Source organism: Paenibacillus sp. JT31N7, assembly GCF_059692095.1.
Genome location: NZ_JCAUAT010000001.1, coordinates 135,677 through 161,363 on the forward strand (window position 1 = coordinate 135,677; position 25,687 = coordinate 161,363).

Consider the following 25,687-nt stretch of genomic DNA (forward strand, 5'->3'; position numbering starts at 1 on the left):
ATGCAGGATGCAGGATTCGGAAGGCTATATCGAAGTACCGGGGGGTAAAGTGTGGTACACCTCGGCAGGAGAAGGCGGCGGAACGCCTCTGCTCGTTCTTCACGGCGGGCCCGGCAATACTCACGACCCGCTCAAAGCGGCCCTTCACGTGCTGGGAGATGAAAGGCCGGTTATTTTCTACGATCAGCTCGGAGGGGGCAATTCGGACAGACCGGAAGATTCCTCCTTATGGCGGACTGAACGGTTCATCGAAGAACTGGTTTGCGTCAGAGAGGCGCTCGGGCTGGAGGAGGTTCATATTCTCGGGCATTCCTGGGGAACGATGCTTGCGGCTTCGTATTTGATCGAACGCAAGCCCGCCGGAGTGCGCAGCGTCATTTTCTCGAGTCCCTGCCTGAGTGCGTCACGCTGGAAAGAAGACGCGGACCGATTCCTGGCTGAACTGCCGAATGAAGTCCAAGCGGCCATCTCGCGCAGCGAGGAGCAGGGCACAACGGATTCGGATGACTACCGGGAAGCGATGAAAGAATACTACAAACGGCATGTATGCCGAATCGATCCTCTGCCTGCGGTCATGCTGGAAAGCCGGGGCAAGGCCAATAAGGACATTTACATGTCCATGTGGGGGCCTTCCGAGTTTTGCCCGACCGGCAGCCTGAAAACTTACGACGTGACACCGCGGCTTCATGAGATTAACGTGCCGTCGCTGTTCCTGTGCGGCCGGTATGACGAAGCGGCACCGGAGTCTACGTTTTATTATCACTCGCTTGTCCCGCATTCGGATTTTCAAGTGCTGGAAAACAGCTCCCATGTGGGGTATCTGGAAGAACCAGATGAATATGTCCGTATCGTACGCGGCTTTTTAACTTCATAATGGCCTGGCAAAAAGACAGATTTTCTTCAAAAGAAAATCTGTCTTTTATTTGGTGAGCCGTAGTCCGGAGCGTTGAGAGCGAGGTTGTGACTGAGAGTGTCCTGCAGCAGCCTGCCGTCCGAAAGGCAGACACGGGTGCCGAGTCTTGCCAAGTGATATCCGTCCGCTCCGTATCCCCGAGATTTGCCAAGGGCTACCTGTCCAGCTCCGACCCCGAGATTTGCCAAAAATGCCCGTCTCCTAACCGCCCGCACCGTAACCCGGACTAGGCTTGGTGCAGTCTCCCTCCGGTTTGCCTTTCCATCTATCCGGGACCCAGAGGCGGGCGCCGCCGGATACATCGAGAATCTGGGCGGTGACCCACCGCTGTCCTTCGACGCCAGAAAAGCCGCCGCATCGGCGATGTCGCCGACGGAGTATCCAATACGCTGATGATGCACGTTCATGCGGAGGATAAAAGTCCGTATTGACGCAACCGGATAAATAATATCCTGGAACATGTCCCGTTTTTTACAAATGAAGCCGGGTCTGTTCCCGGTATGCACAATTAGGCTGTCATAAGTGTCCCGATTCCTTGAAGAAATCTTTCCGACAGTAGAGCAAACGGAAGCAGAGTAAAATTTTCGATCTCAAATAGCCGCAGCGCCCTGCATTTACGCACCGCGTAAGACCGGGAAGTCACATCCAGTTTCCTGTAGCTTCGACTGAGATGGTATTCGACATTTCGCGTTGACATGGCCAGAGATTCCGCGATTTCTTTGTTCGTTTTCCCGGCAGCCACTTCCCGGAGGATTTCAAGCTCGAAGTCCGTTAACGGCTCGGGTAAATCTTCCAGAAGGACGGGCGGTTGAAGATGGACCTTTTTCAGAAGGTCCAGCGGAAGTAAAACCGTCTCATCCATGCAGAGTGAGATGCTCGTTACAACCTGCCTATCCGTGTAAGATTTATCGATGAATCCTTTCACGCCCGCTTCTACCAGACGGTCAAAATATGGGTTGATTTCGTCGCCTGAGAAGAAGATCATGATTCTTGCCTCGGGTAGTAGTTCAAGAGTTTGAATGCTCAAATTCAGGCCGTTCATCCCAGGCATAATCAGGTCGAACAGCATGACATCTGCAAAAGCTCCCTTCTCTCTCATTAAATGAATTGCTTCCTCACCGGAATGACAGACCGTAACTCTCATCTCATACTTTTCGAGAATCAGCTTCATCCCCGAAGCGGATACCCTGTGATCATCCACCAGCAGTATACGGAACATGGACAGCGCCACCTTTGCGAATAGTATCTACCGAAACAGAAGCGAAAAAACCGAAATGATAGATTTGGGCAAATTTTGCGGTTTTTTGGTTTTCTTTTCGGAGACGGGTCTACTCCTTCATGATATATTAAAATAGAAATATATTTCAAATATGTAAAAAGGAGGTGTTAATCATGAGCAAATTGCAACCAGCTCAAGTTAAAAGTTATGGTGCATTCTTAACAGTTACCCTTTCCAAAAAGAGCAAACCGGGCGACGGAAAATCCGGCCGTGGTGTGAAAGGCTAATGAAGCCGGAACTATTGGATTCCTTGTAAAGAGAGCCTACCGGCTCTCTTTACTCTTTTCCGCCCGTATATATCCCGTAAAAAATAGGACAGAAAGGACTCGGCTGCAGATGAAAATTAACCGGAATAAGGAAACCGCCACAACGGTGTTGGAAGAAGAATGCATTGTGCTTGAAACTGGGAGTGGACAATACTTCGGACTGGAAGGAGCTTTGAAGGAACTGTGGCTCGAAATTGAGAAGGAAGGAAAGGACACGGCCGAGATTCTAGCAAAATGGCGGATTGCTTTCGATCAAACGGAACAGGAGCTGAGCCTCATCCTCGATGATGCCGTCCGGGAGCTTTCGGATAAAAGGCTGATAGTGGTGGAAGCGTCATGAAAGCGAGGCTGTCCGATGCCAGTCGAGTTTATTTTACGGCCATGCATGGATTTGTTCGAATGATGCTGCTGGAGCATGATTTCGCGGAAGCGTATGAAAAAATCGCCGTCCATATGTTTCCGCTTCATGCCAGCGCCGGTCGGCGGAAAGCCGGCTCGGTATCCATCAGCGAACTGCACAGCCTTGGACAGATGCTCTATGCTTTAGACGAAGAGGATCATCTGGTCACTTCATGCGTGTCGATTGCGCTCACTGTCCAGGCTGTTCTTTTTAGCGCGGGTTATGAATCCGACTTGCTAATCGGCGTCAAAAAAATCGACCAGAAGCTTTTTTCTCATGCGTGGGTGCGCTTAAAGAGCGGTGAAACGATCGATCCCAATCATAAAAGCGAAGACCTGAGTGTGCTTCAGACGTATGACATGAGCGAGTATGCGGAGAGGTGGGTGATGTCTTTAGCATGAAGATCTGGATCGCAATGCAAGGTGAAGACCACAGTAAATGGGGGAATTGGTTGAATGCCCTGAAGCATTGGGGACGCACCACAGCCGTCCGATCAACCGAATCCCGCATAGCACACGTGGCGGAGATCCGCATCGATTACGGAAAAACTTTGGTAGGTGCTGCGTACGAGCCTCTTTCGGTTCCGCTGGCCATAGACGGATGGATAAGCGGAAGTATCAACGCGAAAGCGGAAGGGAGAGACGTATTGAAGGAGCACTGCCGTCAGGAATTGTATTCGGTTCTGCAAGACAAGCCCCGGCACTTGTTGGCTGGCTGCCATGGCGAGTTTACAATGCTAGGCTGGAATGAAAGGCTTGGCAGCTTTATTGTTGCCACGGACATTTATGCAACCCGGCCTGTCTATTACTGGATCAGTCCTTTCGGAGAATGGTTTATCGCCAATGATATCCGGGCCCTTCTGCTGCTCGATGAATTACCTTTCGAGGTGGACGAGGAAATCTGTAAAATGTTCCCCACTTCAGGCTTTGCCGTCGGAGAAAACGGTTTTGAGGATAGGACCTTTTTCAAAGGCATCCGCAAAATTGCTTCCGCTTCTATCGCTTTTTGGCATCACGACACTTTAAAAACGGAAGCCTATTGGGGATTGGGGGACCTCCTTAGCAAGAAGCAGTTGACCGGGGACGCCGTGCCCGTTTTCCGCCAGAAACTCCAATCCGTGACGGCTGACCGGCTGACCGGCCGCACTCATATCCTTGAACTGAGCGGGGGCCTTGACTCGGCGGCCGTTGCCGCAGCGGCTTTAGCAGGGGGGCATAGAGAAAAAATGGTGGCCGTAAACATTTCGTTCGAAGCCCCGGACATGATTTTAAGCCATGATAAAGATCTTGTTCACAAGATGATGACAGACCTGGGAGTAACGGGCCATATTATTCTGGGAGATGCGACGGCCCTGATTCCGAATGCGGAGCCGGGACGGGACCCTCTTTGGTTCGTCGACGGTCCCGATCCCCGGGCGAATTCGCTTGTGAACGAGACATTTACAGTAATTGCCCAGGAATACGGGGCAGACTCCGTCCTTACAGGGGAAGGGGGCGATTTTCTTTTCAGCGGGGAAGAAGCCGTACTGGATTCCTACATCCGGCAAGGAAACATATTAGAAGCGTACCGGGTGCTGCGCGATTGGTCGGAAGGCAAGCCGGGAGAGATGATTAAGAAAGGATTTCGTTACGGCCTAGCTCCTTTTCTTCCAATTGTAGGGGAGAAGTTCTATTACAAGCTTTTATGGTCGGACACGGAGTATGAGCTGCCCGAATTTTTCACCCCCGAGCATCGTACCAGGGAAAAGGAAATAAACGCGATGGATAATCTACGCTACCATAAAAGCGGCCCTCTCGGTTACTGGGGAAAGAGGTTTCATTACGATTTTCTGTGGCCGCGGGCCCGGTATATGGACTCTGTCGGCGTGTCACTTCCGACGTATCACCCCTTTCTGGATAAAAGGATGATCGAATTTTCATTTAGAGTGCCGCCGGAACAACATTTCGATGTGATGAAAGGTCAGGCTGACAGCTATGCCGGGTCGAAAAAGCTGCTGCGCCAAGCATTTACCGATATTTTGCCTTCCTATGTGTATAACCGCTCTTCCAAAACAACGTATGCGCACATGGCGAGAAAAAGCTTCCTTAATGACCGAAAGCATCTTATAAACTTGTTCGCCAAAGGAGAGCAGGTGCGGGTCGTCGAAATGGGTATCGTTGACAGGGACCTGTGGTGGAAACATCTTCTTGCCATGGCCATTCGTTCCGAAGATCCGAATAACGACTTAGGGATGGGTTACCAATATATGAGATCGGTTATCGATCTGGAAATCTGGCTGCGGGAGATGGCAAAAGGGAAGGAATATGTCCTAGAGCGGGCTCGTCCGGGTAAGCCACGTTTACTTGCCGATATCGTTCCGGTTAATGCGGGAGACAAGAAGCGGTTTTATTCGTACGGCTGAAATTGATTTTATTAGAAGGTGCGCGAGAGAATGGAAAATGCGAAACGGGAAGGAATAAGTAAGAGGGATCGCATGCGGGATGCGGTCAGGACGGGACGACTGCTTGGGGGGATGGTTTGGCAGTCGGGACCCTGGCTGACGCTCTGCATCCTTTTGTTTGTGATCGTGGAAGGGACCCTACCGGCTGTCCAACTCTACGCTTCCAAGCAAATGATCGATGGGATATCCCTCAGGGATTTGTCATATCGCGCTGAAATCTGGGCGTTCGTTTATGCGGGCAGTCTTGTTATGCTGGGTGTTGTCAAATCCTTGGAAACGTGGGTCAAAACCCTGCTTGCAGAAAGGTCGATGATCACGGTAAACAGCCTTCTCCTTGACGCATTCGACAGAATCCGAGGCATGCGTTTTTTCGAGGACCGGCGTTATCGTGATAAGCTGGAGACACTACGGGACCGATCCACATGGTTGCCGGCACAGCTTATTAACTTTAGCGCAAACCTTTTTACCGCCGTTTTGACATTGACGGGCATTCTTCTCGTTATGGCTGCGTTGTCTCCGTGGCTCGCGGTTATTCTTGTGCTATCCACCGGGCCGTTTGCGTTTGTGCAAAACCGGTATAATGAAATGGAATGGCAGTACTCCAAGGAATTTGCCCACGTGAGAAGAAGGGTGGCGTATACACGGGGCCTGCTGCTGGGCAGACGTTCCGCGAAGGAGATCCGCCTTTTCGGCCTGGGCTCTTATTTTTACGACAGGTATATAGAATCTTTCCGGTACTTGTATGAAAGGTTTCAACAACTGCAGAGTAAAAGCGTCCGGGGAACCGTTCTGACCGGCTTTCTGTCGGGGACTGCCGCGGGAGCGGGTTATTTCTGGATTATCGTCCAGTCCGGATCTGGAAGCGTATCTCTCGGCGATATCGCATTATATCTGGGTGCTGTATTTCAACTGTCATCCGCTCTTCGGGGAGTCGCCAAGGAGGGAGCGGATACCGTCGATCTCTGGAGAATGGGCAAGGATTTCGTTCACTTTATGAAAGCGGAGCAGGACATAGCTGCCCCATCCGAACATGCCCTGATTGCCGGAAAAGGAGCGGTTTCGATTGAGTTCCGGAATGTTTCGTTCCGGTACCCCTACCAGGAAACGCCCAATGAGGAGAAGGAAGGGGCTTTGCAAGAGGAAATGGAAGAGGGGGAAGATGACGAACACGCCGAGATCGAAAAGCTTTACGAGCCTTATGAGGAGATGTACGATGAGGTAGATCAAAAGAAGCCCCAAGCGGGTCCCGGAGACGATATGTCGGGCGGGAAACGGCAGGACGTCACTGAAAAAGCCGGCGATAAGAGCGATGAAAGCCGGCAAAACCGGAAAACAGGTTCCCGTCTTGTGCTTGATAATATCAGTTTTTCCGTAGCTCCGGGCGAACGGATCGCAATCGTGGGAGCGAACGGATCGGGAAAAACAACGCTTGTTAAGCTTTTATGTCGTTTTTACGAGCATGATGGGGGAGAAATCAGGATAAATGGCACTGATATCCGTTCTCTCGATGTGCAAGAACTGCGAAACCGTATTGCAGTTGTTTTCCAGGAATTCGGTCGCTATGAGCTGTCACTGCGTGAGAACTTCGGCCTGGGCGACCTGACTTCACTGGATGACGATGACAAAATCCAGAGAGCCCTCCGAGTTTCCGGTCTGGAGCCGCTTACGGATTCGCTTCCGCAAGGCTTGGATACGGCGGTCGGTCCCGAATGGGGAGGGACCGACTTTTCAGGGGGGCAATGGCAGCGTATCGCATTGGGCCGGGCGGTTATGAAGCAGGCCGATTTGTTCATTCTGGACGAGCCTGCAGCATCCTTGGATATCCGGGCGGAATATGAAATCTTCCGTCAGTTCCAGGAGTTTACACGTGGCAAAACCGTTGTCATGATCTCCCACCGATTCAGTACGGTGAAGATGGCGGACCGCATCCTCGTGCTGAAAGGCGGGAAAATTGCAGAGGAAGGAAGTCATGAGCTGCTGATGCGCCAGAATGGCGAATATGCCGCAATGTTCCGGTTGCAAGCAAAATCTTTTCAGGGAGAGGATGCGGTTTCTTGATTACAATCCGGCGAATCATGACACAACTGCCTCGGTCTTTTGCTCCACTGTTGTTCGGAATCCGGTTAATCTGGAATTGCGATCGGCCTAAAACGGTTACGGTGTTTCTCATGAGAGGGGTTGAAGCTCTGCTGGGGCCGCTGCTCGTCTGGTTGAGCGCTATGATAATCGACGAGCTTGTGCAAGGACCTGTCCGCTTGTCTTCCTGGAATATGCTGGTCTGGATGATCTTGCTTTATATTACCTGCACAATGACGGTAGATGCCCTTCAACCGATAGCCGAAATGAAAAAGCGGCTTCTTACGGCCAAACTGCAAGCCCATATCGACGAATTGCTCATGAGCAAAGCGATATCCATTCCGGATATCGCCTCATTTGAGGACGCTTCCTTCCATACGAGAACACAGGTGATCCGTTATAACGAGCATTTCGTTACCATGTGGCTGAACCTTGTCACCCAGACTTTCGGCGGAGTCGTTATGATCGTTGCGGGGAGCGTTCTGATCGGGTCGGTAGTTCCATGGGCGCCGCTGCTGCTTTTCGCATTGGCCATACCGAAGCTATACTGGGAAGCGAAGATAAATAATGCGACCTTCGAAGGCCGCGAGGAAGTGCAAGAATTGCGGCGCCGGGCAGAATACTACTCGGGGACGCCCTTAATACCGGAGACGTCTGGCGAAATCAAGATGTACGGGCTTGTTCCTTTTTTCAAAACCCGGTATAGGGGAGTTGCCCTGGAGCTTCTGCAGACTCTTTCGAAAGATCAAAGAAAACTGGCGTTTCATCATTTGTTGTGGTCAGTACTTCAAGCTATCGCTTCCGGAGTTATTCTGATTTATTTGGTCCATCAAGCCGTACAAGGACAAATAGTGATCAGCAGTCTGCTGCTTTTTATCGGTGCCGCGCTCCAATTCAATGAAGGAATTAACGAACTTTTCGCAGTATTCGCCATCGGTGCCAGAGAAACACGTCATTTAAGCAAGATGGTTGCATTTCTGGACAGTGAAAACCAGATGCAGACGGGTTCCGTCATTCCTTCTTCGAAATTACAGGAAGGCTTTAGACTGGAAAATGTCTTATTTACATATAACGGCACAAAAACGGTACTGGATATTCCGAATTTGGATATCCCCGCCGGTAAAACGACCGTGTTGGTCGGCGAAAACGGTTCGGGGAAAAGCACGCTGGTGAAGCTGCTTTTACGGTTTTTCGACCCCGATCAGGGTACGGTATATTATAACGGTTTACCTCTCGGCGTTTATGATATCGATGTGTTCAGAGCCGGATCTACGGCCGTTTTTCAGGATTTTTTGCGCTACGAAATGAATCTCAAAAGCAATATCGGTCTTGGGGATATCCGGGCTGCAGACGACGAAACCAGAATTGCGCAAGCGGCTTCTCTCGGAGGGGCCGATCATTTTCTACACAAGCTGGACCGAAAATTCGAGACAGAGCTCGGTAGGCTGTTCGGAGGTAGAAATTTATCGGGAGGAGAATGGCAACGCATCGCATTATCACGCGCGTACATGCGGGATGAGGCGGCAAATCTGCTTATTTTTGATGAACCGTCTTCCGCGTTGGATGTTTTCATGGAAGAAGAGACTTTTGAAAGATTGCGAGGTTTATCTCAAAGAAAAACGGTGATTGTAGTCTCGCACCGGTTATCTACGGCACGTTTTGCCGATCATATCATTTTCCTGGAGCAGGGAAGGGTAGCCGAAACCGGAACCCATGTTGAGCTGTTGGGAAATCGGGCTCAATACGCCGAATTGTACGAGCTCCAAGCACAAAAATACAGATAGGAGTAGGCAAAATGGCAAACGGACAAGGATTTAGAGTCTTAGAGGAGCAAGACCTTGAGATCTTGGAGACGTGGTTTGAAGACAGAGAGGTATACCGGCGATTGGAGGGAATGCTCCCTCTTCGGAAATGGTACGGTTTTATCCGTTATAATCCCGCGTACCGGGTTTGGTTGGCTTGGGAAGAGGGGAAGCCGGTAGGAATCGTAATGGCCGAAATGGAGGATAACCTTACGAGCAGTATAGCGCTGCTCGTTCATCCCTCCTTGCGAGGCAGGGGATACGGCAGGGAACTGATCCGGAAAATGATGGCTCTGTCTGAGATGAAGGCCGTCCGGAAATGGTACGCCGGAATCGAGAAAGACAACACGGCATGTCTGAAATGCTTTCAGGCTGCCGGTTATACCTATGAAAATGCAGAACCGGATTCAGACGGTTTTTACTCGCTTCATTATTTCAGTTAAACATTACCGTATTTCCGAATCGGGCATTTGGTATCTCCGTTAGTTCAATAAATTGAGCTAAAATTGTATTCCTAAAGTGCATAGAATATAATGCAGATAATCTCTGGATTAATTAGGCAAGAAGGTGTCAATTTGACTTTACATATAGTTAATAGCGAGGTGCACAGCCTTTTCGATCAATTTACGGATCTGATTCAAGGACAATCCCGGCTTCGGGCATGGGAGCAGCATATTACGATTCCGCCCGAGATTGGACAAGGAAGCATCCTCAGGACGCGAATCCGTCCCGGCATGGAAATCGTGATAACGGACCTGACCTATGTGCAGGATATGAAGCTGCGTATTCAGGAGGCTTGTCCGTTGTTTGAGCTAAGTTATTGTCTTAGCGGCGATATTTATTGCGAGTGGGGCGGAAAGGAAAGCTATACCAATCATCGGACGGGCAACGTGCTTTTTTTCGAGGATGAATTGGTATATGAAGAGAAAAAGGCGGGTGTCCGCAATCATATGCTGGAAATCCGCTTATCTCCACAGGAGCTGTTACATTATGCGGCCGATTTTACCGAGAAAGAGAGGATGGAATCCTGGCTGCAGCGGCATAAGGGCAAAATCGATAAATACCCGAATACGCCGGAAATTCTTCGCTGTGTGTCGGATATGCTGAACTGTTCATATGATGGGGCGATGAAACGGTTGTACATGGAGAGCAAAGCCATGGAGCTGATCGCTTTGTTCGGGGAAGTAGAAGGCCATTATGCGGAGATTGGAAAACCGTTTTTGAACCGTGATGATCTGGCGAAGCTGGATCAAGCCAGGGAACTGGTGATTCGTCATTTCGAACAGCCGTTATCGATCCGGGAGCTGGCGAGAAAGGTCGGACTCAATGAATTCAAGCTGAAAAAAGGTTTTCGGGAACGATTTGGCATGACTGTATTTGAACTGGTACGCAAGCAGAGGATGGAAAAGGCGCTTTATTGCATGGAAGTGCAGCGGATGAACGTCGGAGAAACGGCGGTGGCCGTCGGCTACAGCAATTTCAGCAATTTCGCGGCAGCCTTCCATAAAATATATGGATATAATCCGAGTGAATACCTCAAGATGTTATCCCATCGGGATGCAAAAACAGAATAGATCGGCTTATTCGTTTAAAAAAGGATTTCGGACATAGTGATCATGTTCGGAATCTTTTTTTGTTCCTTCCCCTCCTTCTATAGGGAGAGAAAATACCTTTGCAGGTAGAACCACCGTTTCATTATCGCTGATAATAATGATCAATTGGCCATGCTGGTTCGCTTAATTTGGCGCTGGACGAGGGGGGGGTTAACAATGAAGGATCTAACTACTGCTTATACGAGGGAACCCGGCGCGGCAACGCATCCCGATCCACGCCGCTGGATGGCTTTAGTCCTGATTTTACTGCCGACGCTTCTGATTTCGCTGAACAATTACATGATGCAGGTGGCGCTTCCGAGGATGCAGGCGAGCGTCCATGCCGGCTTTGCCGAAGCGCAGCTTATTTTTTCGGGATATTCGTTAGGGCTTGCCGTTGCTTTGATTTTGGGCGGAAAACTGGGTGACTTATATGGCCGAAAACGAATGTTACGAATCGGGGTTTCCGGGTTTACCTGTATGTGCCTGCTTGGCGGATTGGTATCGAGTCCGACTTTACTCATTGTCATTCGCGTCATCCAGGGTTTATCGGCAGCGATGATCCAACCGCAGGTTTTGTCCATTATGCAGAGCATCTTCCTCCCGAGGGAAAAAGGGCTGGTTTTTGCCATCTACGGGGCCGTTATCGGCATAGGTTTCACCCTTGGCCTGATTTTGGGCGGGTTTTTGGTGGACTGGAACCTGTTCGGCCTTGGCTGGAGGATCGTTTTTCTGGTTAATGTGCCTTTTGGACTGCTTGTGATGATGGGACTGTCGGTCGTTCCCGAATCACGCGGGCATTCCGATCCGAGCATCGACTGGATCGGCATTGCTCTTGTTATGTCCGGATTGTTTTTGCTCATTTATCCGTTAACGATCGGGCAAAAACAAGGATGGCCGGTATGGACCTGGGGATGCTTGCTTTTATCGATTGTGCTTCTGCTTCTATTCGTGCTTCTGCAGAAACGGAGAGAGGAGGCGGGACGCGCGCCGTTGATGGAACTTTCCATGTTCAAAATAGGTTCCTTCCGGATCGGAATCATCACGGAGGTAGTTGTCTATCTCAGTATGTTCTCTTTTTTCTTCATTTTAAATTATTATTTGCAGGCGGGACTGCAATTCGATCTTAAATCGACCAGCCTAGTTTTTTTACCGCTTGGCTCGGGGTGTTTCGCCACTTCTTTAATGTCGGCGTGGTTGGTGAAAAGATGGGGAGTTGCCGTATTAAAAACAGGGACGCTTACGATGGGAGCGAGCTTATTTATGCTGATTTGGTCTCTGCATGCCGATGCCGTGCATGTATTTCATTTTCAAAACCTATTGATTCTGTTGGTATACGGGCTGGGTCTGGGAATGGCCACAACACCGCTTGCCAATACGATCTTGAATCGCGTGCCGGCGGCATCGGCCGGAACCGGTTCGGGGCTGTTTACGACCTTTATGTATTTGGCGAACGCTATGGGTGTGGCCTGGATCGGCATTTTGTTTTCCGCCGCGCTGAATGCGCCCCTTGCCGAAGCCGGCCTGGGGGATTATATCAGAGCTTTTACCGTTTCAACCGCCGCGAGCGGAGTGCTGGCTTTTGCCGCTTTTGCATGCATCTGTATGTTAAAAAAGGAGTGATGTGACTGATGTGAGTAACTTACTTGAAGTTTACAGAAATGAGCTGCTTGGAATAGTTATTCATTTATCATTTTGATATAGAAAATTTTCAGATTACTCGACCGATTCAAAAACATAAAACCCGGCGGACCGAGGTCCTGACCGGGTTTGCTGATTTACGCGTTTTACTTGATGGTGTAAGGGAGCTTGAATGTCCAGAGCTCGGTGCCGTTTTCCGGAGAGCTGCTGTCGACGCCGAAATCGTTGTCGTTCACGATGACAAGTGTGTTGCCGTTTACGAGAGACACGCCTTCTACTTTCTCATACGGATATTTGAAAGCGACCAGATCGAGCAGCGTCCGTTTGGAAGGAGGAAGGATGTTCTGACCTTTCAGGTCGGCCGGTGTCATTTGCTCCAGTGTTTTACCCGCTGCTTTGGTATCGTCGTATTTACCGAGAATGTTGGTCGCGTTGGACAGATCGATGGAATAAATGCGCTTCAGCTGCGCTTTGTCTCCCGCATTTTTGTCGCGTTCGTCGATAAGCAGCGTATTTTCGTCCACTACCACGAGGTCCGAAATGACGATATCGGCTTGCTTTAATCCCTTGAAGTCCTTGGCGTCTTCCGAAAGGTAAGCGAATTCGGCAACCGGCTCCAGCGTTTGCAGATCAAATTTGACGATACGCAGCTGACGTGAGTTGTCGGACTCCTTATTCGGGCTGCGCAGCGGGCTTTGCATTGCCATGAACATATAGCGGCCGTCCGGTGTGATGCCTACGGCTTCGGCGCCGCGGTTTTGGCGGAGCTTGTTGTAGACGGCCGGCAGTGTTTCACGGGCAGGTAGAAGCGGTGTGGATACTTGAGCGGACCAGCCTTTGGGCACGATGCGCTCGATCAGGGTGCCGTCGCGTTTTACGTGCACGAGGGAGGGACCGTATTCGTCCGATACCCAGAACGTGTCGTCTTTGGGGTTATACGCCAAGCCCTCTACGTCCAGACCGTACGGATCGTAAGCGAGTTCTTTCTCGGCTTTGGCGTCGAAAGGCGCTTCGTCCCGGCCTTTGATGTTCGGCAGACCGCTGATGTTAGCTTTTCCGGTCGCCGGATTGATTCCGCTTAATTTAAGAGGGAATTGATCGAGAATGTTGATTTGACCGTCTTTAATTTCGATTTTGTAAATGGTCGGGGTGTAGTCGGCGAGCGGGAACGTACGGACGGTGGTTCCTTTCACATCGACTTCACCGTTCGGACCGCGGTCCGCCGTTGTATAGAAAACATTGTCGGGATCGCCCGGCAGGTGGGTCAGCGAGGAGCCTATGCCCATTTTGACTCCTTTGGCCAGATCGGGAGCATTCAGCTTGTATTTGCCTGTCAGTGCAGGCTTGTCCGTCAGGGAGACACGGCTGCGGAACGCGTCCCAATCGACGTATTTGCCGGTCGCTTCACTGATGGCGCGAAAAGGCAGATACAGGCTGCCGTCGATGTTCACGGCCGGAACGGACGGAGCAACGGCTTCCCCGTTATTGGTGTAGGTGACCGAATCCGCCGTAGAGCCTTTCAGATCCGCGGCAAAAGCGGACCCCGTTCCGGATACGAGCGTAAGCACTGCCGATGCGGCGATAAGCCAATTCTTTTTCATGTTTGTAGCTCCCCTTCTTAAGTCGGATAGTATGTATGAATTACTAAACCTGACTATAGCAGGGCATTGTTAACGTTGAGTAAGTGGATTATAGAGATTTTGTAAAGACGGGACAGTGAATAGGTCAAAATGGCCCACGGTTCACAGCCAAGCACCGTGCAAGAATGATTCGTACCGAAAAAAAAGCTATCCCTGCCGGGATAGCTTACCGCCTCATACGGGCGTTTAGGCGTGTTGTATGTTCTCAGTTTTGCGTCTTCCGGCATTCGAGAGCTTGAAAGAGATGAAGTTGATGACGATTGCCACCGCGACCCCGACCGCTCCTATCCATGTAACGGCATTCAGAGAGACGCTTCCGACGATGATGCCGCCGATTCCCGCACCGGCCGCCATGGAAAGCTGCATCACGGAATTGTTCAGACTGAGCATAATTCCGGACGATTCGGGCGCCATCGTGACGAGATTATACTGCTGGGTCGGGCCGGAAGACCAGGCGGCGAACGACCACAGAATCAGTATAGCGATGACGACAACAGCGGAGTAGGCGGCCAGCGTCAGCAAAAGCAGCGTGACGACATGCAGTGTCATGCCGGACATGAGCGTGCGGTAGACACCCCATTTATCGGCGCTGTAGCCGCCCAGCTTGGAACCGGCGAGGCTGGCGATACCGAATGCGAGCAGTGAGGCGCTTAGCGTTTGTTCGTTCATACCGGTAACCGTCAGCAGATAGGGGGAGATATAGGTGTAGGCGATGGAGTAGCCCCCGAGCCAAAAGAAACTTACCGACAAAGCCAAGAGTATTCGGGGTTGTTTGAGAAGAGCCAACTGTTCGCGCAGGGGAACGGGGGCATCTCCTTCCGTTTTCGGTATGGTGACGGACAGGATGAACATGGCCAGCAGGCCGAGCGCGCCGATTCCGGCGAAAACCGTTTTCCAGTCGTAAGCCGCCGCAATCAGTCTTCCGAGCGGAACGCCCACGATGAGTGAAGCGGTAAAGCCCATAATGACGGTCGCAATCGCGCTTGCCTGCTTACCGGAGGGAGCAATTTTGGCGGCTACGGTCAAAGCGGTTACGACGACCACTCCCGCACCGAGCGCCATCAGAACACGGGCTCCTATAAAAGCGGCAAAGCCCGGCAGGATAAAAGCGAGTACGTTCGCGACGACAAAAAGTCCCAGTGAACAGATCAGTAATTTGCGCCGTTCCCAGCGGGCGGTCAATGCGATCAGAACCGGAGTCCCGAGCCCGTAAACGAGCGAAAAAACGGTAATCAGCTGGCCTGCGGCAACTAGCGAGATGTCGAGACTGGAAGCGATTTTATCCAGAATTCCGGCAATGATGTACTCGGATGTTCCCACCAGAAAGCTGATCAGGGCAAGCATGTAAATTTTCCATGTTTTAAACATATCGTCATCCTCATTTCTCAATAATATTGTATTTCTAGAAATATAGAAATTAAAAGCGGATAAGGGCGTTGTAGACTATCTAGGCACGCAAGCAATTAAGGAGAGGCATCGCAATAAATATTTTGTTGTTTCTAGATATATCGAAATATAAAGTAAAAAAAACTAGTCGATCAAATAAGGCGCAAATTTTTTGACCGTTTCTTCATTCAAACTGTAATAAATGTAAGTACCCTTTTTCTGGGAATGAAGCAATCCGCAGTCCGATAATTGTTTCAAATGATGAGACAAAGTGGAAAGAGCGATCGATTCTAAACGGCTTTCGAGATCCGCCGGACAGAGATTGCTTTCCTTGGTCAGAATTTGAACGATTTTATAACGCGTCTGCTCACCTAATGCCCTGTGCACTTTAACGGCTTGATTCGTTTCCATGCTATCTACACCCTTTTTCTACCGGCCTGACACGCTGCTTGCCGCTTTTTCATATTTCTAAACTTTTCGAAATAACTATACCATGCCTTTGTTCAAAAGTAAACGGCTTTTCGGTCTGAAATCAACATAAGAGTACTATTTGCTCTAAAAATAAAAAGCTGCCCCGGTCCAAATAGGACGTCGGGACAGCTTTTTCTATGGCGAAACGGAACAGAGGTTTATTTGAGTGCGGTATAGATGGCATCCAAAAGCTCTCCGCCCAGGTTTTGACCATACTCCCAGAACATGATGCCGCCCAGGTTGTTGCTTTTGAGATAGTTGACTTTTTGAGTCAGAGACTCTGCGTCATCGTAGCTCAGCATGCTGCTGCCGTTAGTGAGGTAAGGGGCTTTGGCAACATCGTCCCATTGGCGGGTCCAGCCGTTTTTGTTGATGTAGCTGGCTTTGAGCTCGTCATACGTATAATCGCCGGCACCGTGGGAATAGAAAGCCCCGCCGATTACGATTTTTTCCGATGGGAAGCCGCGTCCTTTGTAAAGCTTCACGGCATTGTCCACACTGTAGCTGGAATTCAGGGAAGACGTGTACAGGTTCGTGTGATGGGTGTTGGCACCGACCTGCATGTCATAGGTCATAATGTTAATGAAGTTGAAATAAGGGTGTACGCTTCCCAGGTCGATTCCTTGTACGCCGTACTCGGAAGCGCCGGTAGCGGCTGTAATTTCATACTTTTTGGAGCCGGTACGGCCGTCGGCCGCACTTCCGGCATCGAGAACTTCACGAAGCTTTTTCAGGAAAAGAGTATAGTTTTGTTTATCCGCCGTTGTCGGATACTCCCAGTCGAGATCGATTCCGTCAAGTTTGTTGGCACGGATATACTGCAGGGCGCTGTTAGCGAAAGCGGTACGGTTCGCATCTGTGGAAGCTGCGCCCGCAAAACCATCGGAACGGCCCCAGCCGCCTACGGAAATCAGAACTTTCAGGTTCGGATTTTTCTGTTTCAGCGTGACCAGTTGGGCGATTTGCGAAGTATCTCCGCCGCTGACGCCGTTATTGGCGACATCCGCGAACGCATAGAAGATGTGCGTCAATTTGTTGGCAGGAACCGTGCTCACGGCCGGGAAATGCCAGGAAGCAACGTAGGCACCGTTGATTTTAGCAAGAGGTGTCGTACCGCCGCCGTCCGCGGACGTAGTCACCGCGAGGACATTGCTGGCTGCCGACAGGTTGCCCGCCGCGTCCTTGGCTTTAACGCTGAAAGAGTAAGCCGTATTGGCTGCGAGTCCGGTAACCGTAGCGGTTGTGCCGGTTACCGATGTAGCCAGCGCGGAACCGTTGTACACGTTGTAGCCGGTTACGCCGACATTATCCGTGGAAGCATTCCACGAAAGGGACACGCTTGTGGAAGTCTGGCCGGTCGATGTCAGGCCTGCAGGAGCGGTCGGTGCCGTTGTATCCGTCGTGCCGCCACCGCCTGTGCAGTCGCTGACGTATTTCCAGCTTCCCCATGTGTTCGTCTGGGAAGGTGTTTCGCCCTGCGTCCACCATTTCGCTTCGAATACTTTACCGTTGTAGGAAACTTTCTGTCCACCCGTGTAGACTTTCGCCGAATCCCAGGCCGCATCCGTACAAGCGGCAGCCGCAACGCTTGACGCCGCGGAAGCCTGCTGGGTATTCAAACCAAGGAAAGGCAGCAGAGATACAAGCAGGGATGCGATAAGCAAAACGCGGAACAAGACCTGCTTCGGAGATTGAGAGCGAATAGATTGCCAATTCATTACATAATGCCTCCTTTAATAGATGAGTATGATACCGCTTACATGAAATTGTTTCGCTGCTTCACCTCGCTTTGTAACGACTCCCGTACGGCCGGCGATCCAAAAGATTAGCCGGGTTGCAGAAAACCGCTAGTAAAGAACGGTAACTCCGTCATGCGGCATCGGAAGTCATTTATTGAAAAGGATACTGCGCAAGTCTATGAATCTGCTTGCTCTCCTATTATCGTTTAATATTTTTACCAAAAAAAGGGGGATTTTTTTATTATTAGGGAGAAATTCTCTCTTTTTTTACATTTTTCATCGAAACAGGGGAAAAGACTCGAAGGGGAATAACGTTCTTGCGGAAATAAAAAAATCCCGCCCGGAGGCAGGATAGAAAGCAGGTTCACGCTTATTCGGATTCGGGGCGTTTCAACTGCAGCGGGGGAGGAACTAACCAGCCCTTTTCCTTAGTAAGCCTCAAAATTCGGACGCCCAAGGCGGCTTTAGTCAGATGATATTTGGCGAACAAAGCGCCGATATCTTCACGGATGGATTGACCCATAGCCTGACTGCAGGCAACCAGACCGATGGATGTATCCGCGGCCAGCTTGGCGGCAATTTCCGGATCCGTAAAACGGGCACCGGGCGGGATATCTTCCAGTTTAACGGGGGGCCGTTCCGGCAGAACGGGTGCAGGAGGGATTCCATTGTCGGTTAGTAAGGTATCGCATTCTTTGATTTCAAGCTTTGCCTGATCGATAAGATCGTCCAGTATTTTTTTGAGGTCCTTATCGCCGGCATGATTCAAATACGCCTGGTAACAGGAGACAGAGCCTTTGGCAGCCATGGAAAACTGCCATACACTGTTGATTTCGCCGAAGTGCATCGGTTCTTCTTTCGGATTGCCGCTTAAAATACCCACATGTTTCGCTCCCTTTTTTGCATGTTGTTTACAGAGCTAATATTCCCATTTTCGACGTATTTATGTAAGGAAGAGCTGCCTGGGGAACAGCTCTTGAAGCACGTAAACGGGGGCAGGCGGCTATTTTCGGGGAAATGCCGAGTAAATGGGTACCTTCCAAGAACATAATTCCTTTCAACTTACTATATATAGAAGGTGTCGATATAAAAGGTCGAGAGACACGGAGGTAGTTTAAGAGAGGAGAATGTGCTATTAAACCTTCACTTGAAACTCAGGGCAGCCGTGTGTCCGCGGGATTTATCCGGGATACCGAAGGAAGAATTCACTTGGTCTGGCGCATCCTGCTCGGCTGGCTGTCGTTTGTCACGGCACTGGGACTGGCCGTCGCCGTTACCCTGACCGCGCAAAACTACGGCTTCCCCGTCCTTGCCCAACAAATTATCCTTGCGGTCGTGACTTCGGGTATTGCGGTGCCGCTCATTTATTTGTTGAGACGGTATGCCGACAACAGACCTTGGAGCGGATTGGGACTTAGCCCCCTTCCGTCGGGGCTTCCGCATCTGCTGCTGGGCGCAGGTTTTTTAAGCGCGATGATGGCCATAGCTCTGCTTGCGGGAACGCTGGCAGGCTGGATCCGGGTGGTAGATGTTCACTTGCCTGCCGAGACTCTGCTCGTCATTCTGATCAATATTCCCATCGCTTTTTTCTACGAGGCGTTTCCGGAGGAAGTAACGTTCCGTGGCTATCTGTACAGCAACCTGAACACACGGTTCACCAGATGGCTGGCGCTGCTGCTTCAGATCGTTCTTTTTGTGCTTGCCCCTGTCGCTCTGACTGGCGCTCTGGTTGCCGCCGGAGTTGGTACATGGGATCTGATTACCTTTGACTACGTCATCAATTTGCTTGCCTTCGGCACCGCACTTCAATTGTGCCGGATCTTCTCCGGAAATTTGTGGATGTGTATCGGATTTCATCTCGCCTGGCTGGAAATCATTCGTTTTGTGATTGTTCCTTCGGATTATGCCCTAATTGAAGTGGAATATTTGTCGCCTTACGGAAGTTACCTGGTGTCGCTCGGTTCCGTAATCATCGGCATTCTTGTCCTGCTCTACTGGACGTACCGGAACAGAAATCGGCAAAAGGAGATTCGCGAATAGGCACGCCCCCTTCCGCATAAATACTACGGAGTATGCGAGACGAATGATTAAGGGAAAAACGGCACTTTCGCCCATAGGGGAATGTGCCGTTTTTTTGTCGGGAAAAGAAGAACCGCTGCTATTGTTCGCGTCCGTAATGAAGCCCGTGCTCGTAGGCTTGATGCAGCAAATCCTCCATATGGCCGGGATTGGCGCTTAAAGTATCATATAGAAATTCAACTTTGGAAGTTGGAATTCCCGCATATTCCGCCAAGCCGATATTTAACTGGTGAGTGATCATCTGGTCGTAATTTCTTATTTTCAAGTGCTCGGAAGTCGCTCCCGCGAGGCTGAGCCACAACACTTTGCGATGATGCAGCTTGCGGGGGCCATAGGCGAATCCGTAGTTCCATACGCGCTCGATGTATCCTTTCAGCATAGCCGGCATGCCGTACCACCAGAGCGGGAAAATGTAAGCCAAACCGTCGTGTCGGTTCATGCGTTCCATTTCGGTTAGCACTTCAGCGGAATACTGTTTGCCGCTGTCCGTCCAGTCCGGCTCGTCCGGTGCGTTCAGGACGGGGTTAAATCCGCTGCGGTAAAGATCCAGCACTTCCGTTTCATGGCCCGCATCCCGAAGGCCGCGTTCGAAGCGGTCGGTAACCGCCATGGTCAGGGAATCGGTTCTAGGATGGGTAACAACCGTCAGCACTTTCATTTTTCAACCTCCTCAAAAGGAAATAGGCGCACGCCGAATTGTCCGAAACGGTTCCGGGTACAAGGGAATTATGCATCCTGGGATCGGGAATGGGAAGTACGCACTTTTTCGTCTTATTGCTACCAAAAAGTATCTTAGGCACCAATTGGTGCCTTAAAATTCGCTTTGCTGCCGGGCTTTTTTCCGGCCGTATTCCTTGCCGAAGGCGGGGTTCACATTTTAGACAAATACTGGTTAATAGCAACGGGGTAGGTTAAAATGGGCGTAAGAACCGCACGATAGACATTCGGATAAAAAAGGATGTGCAGCAACCGATGCCCGCGAAACCAAAAAATAAACGCACGTACCATATTCCGGTGGAAGCGACCTTGGATGTTATCGGGGGAAAGTGGAAAACCGTTATTTTGTGCTACTTGACCGAAGGCCCCAAAAGAACGAGCGAGTTGAAAAAAGAGATACCGGCCATCACCCAGAAAATGTTGACCCAGCAGCTTAAAGAGCTTGTGGAAGACGAAATTATCACCAGGACGGTATACAATCAGGTTCCGCCTAAAGTGGTGTATGAACTGAGCCCGCTTGGCTGGTCGTTGAAATCGATTCTGGATCAAATGTGCGACTGGGGAGACCAGTACATGAAAGACTACATCAAGTAAGACAGACGGGTAAAAACGCAGTCATTCCATACAAAAAAACAAGCTGGCCCGGTCTTAACCGGTGCCAGCTTGTTTATCGTGAACACGGACGCCGAGCACGTTTATTTCAAAAGGTTGTAAACCGCCTGTGCGCTTTCCGCGCGGGTAAGGACGGCTTGAGGCGCGAATGTGTTGCCTTCACGCCCGTTTATCAGCCCGGCGTCTGCCGCTTTCGCGACATCATCCTTTGCCCATTCGTGGATGCTTCCGGCATCCGTGAAGGAGACAGAGGGCGCTTCAGCGGACAACTTCCCGTGCTTTGCTTCGTAGGCGCGGATCAACATCGCCGCCATCTGTTCGCGTGTAACCGCTCCGCCCGGATCAAACACCGAATCGGTCATACCGGTTACGATTCCCGCGTCATATGCTGCGGCGACTTCTCCGGCAAACCAGTCTCCGGCTTTTACGTCCGAGAATGGAGGGATTGCTTTTTGGGGCAATCCCAGAGCGCGAACCAGCAGGGCGGCGAATTCGGCCCGGGTTACCTGACGCTGGGGACTGAAGAGGTCCTCGGCAACACCGTTTACGATCAACTTGCGGCTCAGCTCGCTGATTGCGGGATATGCCCAATGATCGGTATTTACATCTTGGAACGATTTGGTTATCTCCAGCAGGCCGTAGATACTGAAATGACCGATGTTCGCCATGATCGTTCCGCTGCCGGATGGTTTCTGACCAGGGATATACTGGATCGTTCCGTCACCGGATAAGTGATAGAGCGCCGTACGGCTCAGGTCGCTTCCATCCGCAGCCTGAAACGAGATCTCAAGCGGAGTAGAGAAGCGGTCCATCACCGCTGCAGACTTGCTTCCGGTCAGGACTTCCATCCGGAAGTCGTAAATTCCCCGGGTGCGGATTTCACCGCCCAGCTTATGTTTAGCGGCTTGAAGCAAAGCTTGTAGTGGACCGCCTTCGACGGGCTGCGCTTTGAAAACAAGCTTCGCTCCGATATCGGCGGTTAAACCCTGCCACTGCTGTATCACCGGGTTCGGTATCGATACATTCACGTTGGCAAACCGAAGAAGAAGCGGGCTGCTATTGCCTATCAACGTGCCCGTGTTAGCCGGCAGCTGTACTTCATGGATACCCGGAGGGATGGAGATGGTAACTTTGCCGTCCGTTTCCTTAAGATCCTTGGGTTCTATGACTTGAACCCCGTCTGCCGGTGATGGCGAAGGCGAAGGCACGGACGGATCTGTCGGTCCCGAACCGCCAGTTGATCCGGAACCTCCGGAACCGGATCCGCCGGAGCCGGAGCCATCGGAGCCTGAAGAAGACTGAGTGGTTACCGTAATGGCGGTACCCTGACTTTCCAAGCTGCTTCCGCGTTCGAGAGCCGTAACGGCGTACGTGTAAGTCGCACCGGCCTTGACGTTGCTGTCAATGACAGTTTGAAGCCCCGCCGGTCCTGTCTTTACCTGTTTCCAGATAGATGAAGGATCTGAAGTATCGGGTGCAGCCGTACCCGCCGATCTGTAAATCACGTAGGTTCCGGCCGTGCCGCCCCCTTCGTTTTGAATACTCAGGTTGATGCCGCTGCCTTCAGCGGCAGCCGTTACGATCGGAGCGGCGGGAAGCGATTTGGAAAGCCAGCTCATTTCCGGCTTCAGGGCCGGGTATGGATACAAATCGGTTTTTAACCGGTCCTGAAAACCGAGTTTATTTTCCAGAACCTGCACGGCGGAGAAGAACATACTTCCTTTAACGTCGGCGAAGTTCCTGTTGAATAAGATTTGGTTAGGCAGTTGGTCCGGATCCAGCCAGTTCGGGTCGTCTGCTCCGATTTTATGAACGCCGTGACCCGCATAGAGCAGGACATGTTTGCCTTCTACCTGCCGCTTCCACCAGTCGATGAGCTTATCGTAGGCAGCGGGACTGTAATTGATGTTCCAGTACAGCTGCGGCGTGATGTAGTCGATCCATTGTTCGTCCACCCATTTCTTGCTGTCCGCATAGATGGCCGAGTAGCTTTCCAACCCGTTCGTCTCGGAACCTGCCGGATCGTTCGCTTTGTTTCTCCAGATACCGAACGGACTGATACCGAACTGGACGTAAGATTTGGATTGTTTAATCTCGGCGGAGAGCTGCCGGATCAGCGAGTCTACGTTACTGCGCCGCCAATCCGCAATGTTCATGCCCGATCCGTAGGCCGCATATTCCGCAGCATCGGGATAATCCACACCGGTTACTGGATACGGGTAGAAATAGTCGTCAAAATGTATCGCGTCGATATCGTAGTTGTTTACCACTTCCATTATGCTGTCGATAATATACCGCTTCACTTCCGGTTTACCCGGATTGTAGCCGAGCTTACCTCCGTAAGAGACGACCCAATCGGGATGCCTTACCGCGGGATTCGTATCCGCCAGCTTGCTTATATCCGTATCGTTGCTGATGCGGTAAGGGTTGAACCAGGCATGAAGCTCCATATTCCGCTTATGAGCTTCCTGTATGGCGAAGGCAAGAGGATCGTAACCCGGATCCTTGCCTTGTGTCCCCGTGAGCCAAGCAGACCACGGATTCAAAGCGGAACGGTAGAAAGCGTCCGAAGTGGGACGGACCTGATAGATCACCGTATGGATTCCGGTGGCTTCAAGTTCGTCGAGCAAATTAATCAACTGCTGCTTCTGCTGCTGGGCATCGTAGGTTCCTTTTGCGGGCCAATCGATATTTTCGACGGTCGCAATCCAGGCGGCTCTCATTTCGCGTTTTGGAGCGCCGGTATCTTTATTAACGACCAGGGAATACGTGTCCGTTTTGCCGTTTAGCGAGGCACTGATTGTCGTGACACCAATGCTTTTGGCTATAATTGTTCCGCTGGCGTCGATCTCGGCTACTGCCGGACTGCTGCTTGTATACGTCACGCCGCTTGTAGCTGCCGCCGGTGGCTGGGGAACATCGAGCAGCGTATAGGTGGCAAGTACTTTTGCCTGCCGAGCGGCTCCGATATTCATTGATTTCATGTCGGTCAGCTGAATTTTGGTCAGAACCGGAACGGGTTCGGTAACCGTTAAGGGAATTACCGCCTGACGGCCTGCGAAAGTAACGGTCACCGAAGCGGTACCGGGTGATTTTGCCACAATTTTCCCGTCAACCGATATTTCGGCTACAGAAGGGTTGGAACTCACTAACCGGGCTTCTTTCGTGACTTCGAGAGAATCGGCTTGATTGGCGTAAGCTGCAAAAACTTTGGGAGTACCGGTCCGGCCCGCTTCCAGCCGATCCGGTGCGAATGCCTGGATGCTCAACACCTGCGGTTCGTCATCGGTGACGTCCAATTCAAATGCGGCGGGCTGACTATCGGAATAAAGGGCGACAATAACCGCTTTTCCGGCCTTGAGCGTACTTACCCGGCCGCTGCCGTCAACGATAGCCACATCCGGATTGCTGCTGTAAAAGCTGACTCCGCTTTCGACTTTTTGAGGCGAAGTGCTGTTGACTTTGGTCAAATAAACCTCTGCGGTTTTGCTTTGACCTGTTTTCATCGGAGTCAATCCGGTCAGGTCGAGTCCCGTAATTTCAGTGTTTGAGTAGATCGCGCTCAACCGGTCGTAATAAAGAACGCCGGCGTTTTTGTTCGTATCTTTCGTTTCGACCAGATAAAGGTCCATAAACTTGAAGGGACCTGGCTGTGAGGAAGGAATCTCTGCCGTTACGTAGCGCCATCCTTTCCAGTTGAAGCCGGTGCTGCCGGTAAAATCAACGGTAAAAGAAACGCCGGCCTGATTTCTGAGTCTTGCGCGCAGCCAATGACTGCTCTCGTCCCCGTAAACCCAGACGCCGATTTTTTTCGGTGTGCCTTCGATCACTCTGTCAAGAGCTCCCGTATCTGTATGACGGAGACTAACGAATGCGGCCGACGTACCGGAGGTTCCTCTCATATCATAAGCAAATTTAAGGGAGCGGCTGCCGTAAAGCACGGGTTCGGGCCTTTCCGCCAAGCTGATGGAGCTTTTTGTTCCCGCCGCGCCCGCGGTTCCTGCGCTCAACACCGCTTTACCGTTATGGATGGTTTCAAAATCTTCAAGTACGGCCGTCGCTTTGCTTCCCACCATTACAAGCGCTTGGGCGCTTAGCCCTCCGTAAGAAGCGGTAACATAACCGGCCTTGAATCCGCCGCTGCCAGCTGCTGTCGTAAGCAAACCGCTCGGATCGATAGTGCCGATCGCGCTGTCGGCGGACCAGCTTACATCGTTAGCCTGGAGTTGAGTCGCACTTCCGTCGGCACCGTAAGCAGACACGGCAAACTGCTGCAAGGAGGAGGGAGTAACGGTGATCGGATTGGGAGTCAGGGCGAGCGAACGATAGGTACCATAAGTAACGCTGGTTACTGAACTAACGGGGAGAGCAGAAGAAGGAAAGTGGTAAGCGCTTACAGAAAGGGGAGGAAATAAGCCGATCAAAAGTGCGAAGGCCAGAAAAAATGAGAGAGTGGGACGGCAGCGCTTAAATGTGCGATCCAATCAAGTATCACTCCTTATCTAATTTTAAAAGGGCCGGCTTGTGGAAATGCTCAATCTTTACAAGCATTTTAATGTGTAAAGTGACCTCCTTTCCGTTCTTGGCAATCAGCTCTATTATAGAAAAACATATTTGGAGAATCAATCCATTTT

At 51.0% G+C, this 25,687-nt stretch carries 20 protein-coding genes; 12 read left to right on the top strand and 8 right to left on the bottom strand.

All coding sequences use genetic code 11. From position 1 onward, the window contains the following. The first annotated feature begins 7 nt into the window (after positions 1-7). Positions 8-874 (top strand): proline iminopeptidase-family hydrolase, encoded by an 867-nt coding sequence (locus tag AC58P5_RS00580; RefSeq protein ID WP_497383927.1) that lies wholly within the window; start codon positions 8-10, stop codon positions 872-874. Between the two features lie 547 nt (positions 875-1,421). Here the strand turns inward: AC58P5_RS00580 and AC58P5_RS00585 are convergent. Next, complete coding sequence (locus AC58P5_RS00585; protein ID WP_497383928.1) at positions 1,422-2,132, bottom strand: response regulator transcription factor; 711 nt, start codon at positions 2,130-2,132, stop codon at positions 1,422-1,424. Between the two features lie 173 nt (positions 2,133-2,305). On the opposite strand from AC58P5_RS00585, the gene AC58P5_RS00590 reads away from it, so the two are divergent. The 9 genes from AC58P5_RS00590 (at position 2,306) to AC58P5_RS00630 (ending at position 12,391) form a co-directional block, all read left to right on the top strand. Continuing rightward, positions 2,306-2,419 (top strand): lariocidin family lasso peptide, encoded by a 114-nt coding sequence (locus tag AC58P5_RS00590; protein ID WP_497383929.1) that lies wholly within the window; start codon positions 2,306-2,308, stop codon positions 2,417-2,419. Positions 2,420-2,528: 109 nt separating this feature from the next. Then, positions 2,529-2,798, top strand: a complete 270-nt coding sequence (locus AC58P5_RS00595; protein WP_497383930.1) for a PqqD family peptide modification chaperone — start codon at positions 2,529-2,531, stop codon at positions 2,796-2,798. Beyond that, positions 2,795-3,259: a lasso peptide biosynthesis B2 protein gene (locus tag AC58P5_RS00600; protein WP_497383931.1), complete on the top strand. Its 465-nt coding sequence runs from the start codon at positions 2,795-2,797 to the stop codon at positions 3,257-3,259. Before AC58P5_RS00595 ends, AC58P5_RS00600 begins: the two co-directional genes overlap by 4 nt. Further along, the gene (locus AC58P5_RS00605) at positions 3,256-5,259 is read left to right on the top strand and encodes an asparagine synthase-related protein (RefSeq protein WP_497383932.1); all 2,004 of its coding nucleotides are present in this window, start codon (positions 3,256-3,258) and stop codon (positions 5,257-5,259) included. The genes AC58P5_RS00600 and AC58P5_RS00605 overlap by 4 nt, the downstream gene beginning before the upstream one ends. 72 nt (positions 5,260-5,331) lie before the next feature. After that, positions 5,332-7,356, top strand: a complete 2,025-nt coding sequence (locus AC58P5_RS00610; protein ID WP_497383934.1) for an ABC transporter ATP-binding protein — start codon at positions 5,332-5,334, stop codon at positions 7,354-7,356. Positions 7,357-7,466: 110 nt separating this feature from the next. After that, positions 7,467-9,158, top strand: a complete 1,692-nt coding sequence (locus AC58P5_RS00615) for an ABC transporter ATP-binding protein (protein WP_497383936.1) — start codon at positions 7,467-7,469, stop codon at positions 9,156-9,158. An 11-nt stretch (positions 9,159-9,169) separates the two neighbouring features. After that, positions 9,170-9,619, top strand: a complete 450-nt coding sequence (locus AC58P5_RS00620; protein WP_497383937.1) for a GNAT family N-acetyltransferase — start codon at positions 9,170-9,172, stop codon at positions 9,617-9,619. Between the two features lie 132 nt (positions 9,620-9,751). Then, positions 9,752-10,750 (top strand): helix-turn-helix transcriptional regulator, encoded by a 999-nt coding sequence (locus AC58P5_RS00625; protein ID WP_497383938.1) that lies wholly within the window; start codon positions 9,752-9,754, stop codon positions 10,748-10,750. A gap of 195 nt (positions 10,751-10,945) precedes the next feature. After that, on the top strand, positions 10,946-12,391 hold the full coding sequence (locus AC58P5_RS00630) for an MFS transporter (protein ID WP_497383939.1): 1,446 nt from the start codon (positions 10,946-10,948) through the stop codon (positions 12,389-12,391). A gap of 164 nt (positions 12,392-12,555) precedes the next feature. On the opposite strand, the gene AC58P5_RS00635 is transcribed toward AC58P5_RS00630, so the two are convergent. The 5 genes from AC58P5_RS00635 to AC58P5_RS00655 form a co-directional block, all read right to left on the bottom strand. Then, complete coding sequence (locus AC58P5_RS00635) at positions 12,556-14,010, bottom strand: esterase-like activity of phytase family protein (protein ID WP_497383940.1); 1,455 nt, start codon at positions 14,008-14,010, stop codon at positions 12,556-12,558. A gap of 225 nt (positions 14,011-14,235) precedes the next feature. Then, the gene (locus tag AC58P5_RS00640) at positions 14,236-15,417 is read right to left on the bottom strand and encodes an MFS transporter (RefSeq protein WP_497383941.1); all 1,182 of its coding nucleotides are present in this window, start codon (positions 15,415-15,417) and stop codon (positions 14,236-14,238) included. Between the two features lie 162 nt (positions 15,418-15,579). Further along, positions 15,580-15,846, bottom strand: a complete 267-nt coding sequence (locus tag AC58P5_RS00645) for an ArsR/SmtB family transcription factor (protein WP_497383943.1) — start codon at positions 15,844-15,846, stop codon at positions 15,580-15,582. Positions 15,847-16,064: 218 nt separating this feature from the next. Then, the gene (locus tag AC58P5_RS00650) at positions 16,065-17,624 is read right to left on the bottom strand and encodes a glycosyl hydrolase family 18 protein (protein ID WP_497383944.1); all 1,560 of its coding nucleotides are present in this window, start codon (positions 17,622-17,624) and stop codon (positions 16,065-16,067) included. Positions 17,625-18,015: 391 nt separating this feature from the next. Beyond that, the gene (locus AC58P5_RS00655; protein WP_497383945.1) at positions 18,016-18,528 is read right to left on the bottom strand and encodes a DUF3231 family protein; all 513 of its coding nucleotides are present in this window, start codon (positions 18,526-18,528) and stop codon (positions 18,016-18,018) included. A 326-nt stretch (positions 18,529-18,854) separates the two neighbouring features. Between AC58P5_RS00655 and AC58P5_RS00660 the strand changes: the two genes are divergently transcribed. Continuing rightward, positions 18,855-19,685 (top strand): CPBP family intramembrane glutamic endopeptidase, encoded by an 831-nt coding sequence (locus AC58P5_RS00660; protein ID WP_497383947.1) that lies wholly within the window; start codon positions 18,855-18,857, stop codon positions 19,683-19,685. 118 nt (positions 19,686-19,803) lie between these two features. Here the strand turns inward: AC58P5_RS00660 and AC58P5_RS00665 are convergent, their stop codons facing one another. Beyond that, the gene (locus AC58P5_RS00665) at positions 19,804-20,382 is read right to left on the bottom strand and encodes an NAD(P)H oxidoreductase (protein WP_497383948.1); all 579 of its coding nucleotides are present in this window, start codon (positions 20,380-20,382) and stop codon (positions 19,804-19,806) included. Positions 20,383-20,696: 314 nt separating this feature from the next. Between AC58P5_RS00665 and AC58P5_RS00670 the strand changes: the two genes are divergently transcribed. Next, positions 20,697-21,035 (top strand): winged helix-turn-helix transcriptional regulator, encoded by a 339-nt coding sequence (locus tag AC58P5_RS00670; RefSeq protein WP_497383950.1) that lies wholly within the window; start codon positions 20,697-20,699, stop codon positions 21,033-21,035. A gap of 101 nt (positions 21,036-21,136) precedes the next feature. On the opposite strand, the gene AC58P5_RS00675 is transcribed toward AC58P5_RS00670, so the two are convergent. Further along, positions 21,137-25,537, bottom strand: coding sequence for a family 10 glycosylhydrolase (locus AC58P5_RS00675; RefSeq protein ID WP_497383952.1), 4,401 nt, complete (start codon positions 25,535-25,537; stop codon positions 21,137-21,139). Positions 25,538-25,687 lie beyond the last annotated feature (150 nt).

Bases quoted from the DNA above. Each gene is read 5' to 3' on its own strand.
- AC58P5_RS00615 (WP_497383936.1), top strand. From the start codon at position 7,467: ATGAGAGGGGTTGAAGCTCTGCTGGGGCCGCTGCTCGTCTGGTTGAGC.
- AC58P5_RS00600 (WP_497383931.1), top strand. From the start codon at position 2,795: ATGAAAGCGAGGCTGTCCGATGCCAGTCGAGTTTATTTTACGGCCATG.
- AC58P5_RS00590 (WP_497383929.1), top strand. From the start codon at position 2,306: ATGAGCAAATTGCAACCAGCTCAAGTTAAAAGTTATGGTGCATTCTTA.
- AC58P5_RS00630 (WP_497383939.1), top strand. From the start codon at position 10,946: ATGAAGGATCTAACTACTGCTTATACGAGGGAACCCGGCGCGGCAACG.
- AC58P5_RS00620 (WP_497383937.1), top strand. From the start codon at position 9,170: ATGGCAAACGGACAAGGATTTAGAGTCTTAGAGGAGCAAGACCTTGAG.
- AC58P5_RS00640 (WP_497383941.1), bottom strand. From the start codon at position 15,417: ATGTTTAAAACATGGAAAATTTACATGCTTGCCCTGATCAGCTTTCTG.
- AC58P5_RS00665 (WP_497383948.1), bottom strand. From the start codon at position 20,382: ATGAAAGTGCTGACGGTTGTTACCCATCCTAGAACCGATTCCCTGACC.
- AC58P5_RS00605 (WP_497383932.1), top strand. From the start codon at position 3,256: ATGAAGATCTGGATCGCAATGCAAGGTGAAGACCACAGTAAATGGGGG.
- AC58P5_RS00580 (WP_497383927.1), top strand. From the start codon at position 8: ATGCAGGATTCGGAAGGCTATATCGAAGTACCGGGGGGTAAAGTGTGG.
- AC58P5_RS00650 (WP_497383944.1), bottom strand. From the start codon at position 17,624: ATGAATTGGCAATCTATTCGCTCTCAATCTCCGAAGCAGGTCTTGTTC.
- AC58P5_RS00595 (WP_497383930.1), top strand. From the start codon at position 2,529: ATGAAAATTAACCGGAATAAGGAAACCGCCACAACGGTGTTGGAAGAA.
- AC58P5_RS00585 (WP_497383928.1), bottom strand. From the start codon at position 2,132: ATGTTCCGTATACTGCTGGTGGATGATCACAGGGTATCCGCTTCGGGG.
- AC58P5_RS00670 (WP_497383950.1), top strand. From the start codon at position 20,697: ATGCCCGCGAAACCAAAAAATAAACGCACGTACCATATTCCGGTGGAA.
- AC58P5_RS00635 (WP_497383940.1), bottom strand. From the start codon at position 14,010: ATGAAAAAGAATTGGCTTATCGCCGCATCGGCAGTGCTTACGCTCGTA.
- AC58P5_RS00645 (WP_497383943.1), bottom strand. From the start codon at position 15,846: ATGGAAACGAATCAAGCCGTTAAAGTGCACAGGGCATTAGGTGAGCAG.
- AC58P5_RS00610 (WP_497383934.1), top strand. From the start codon at position 5,332: ATGCGGGATGCGGTCAGGACGGGACGACTGCTTGGGGGGATGGTTTGG.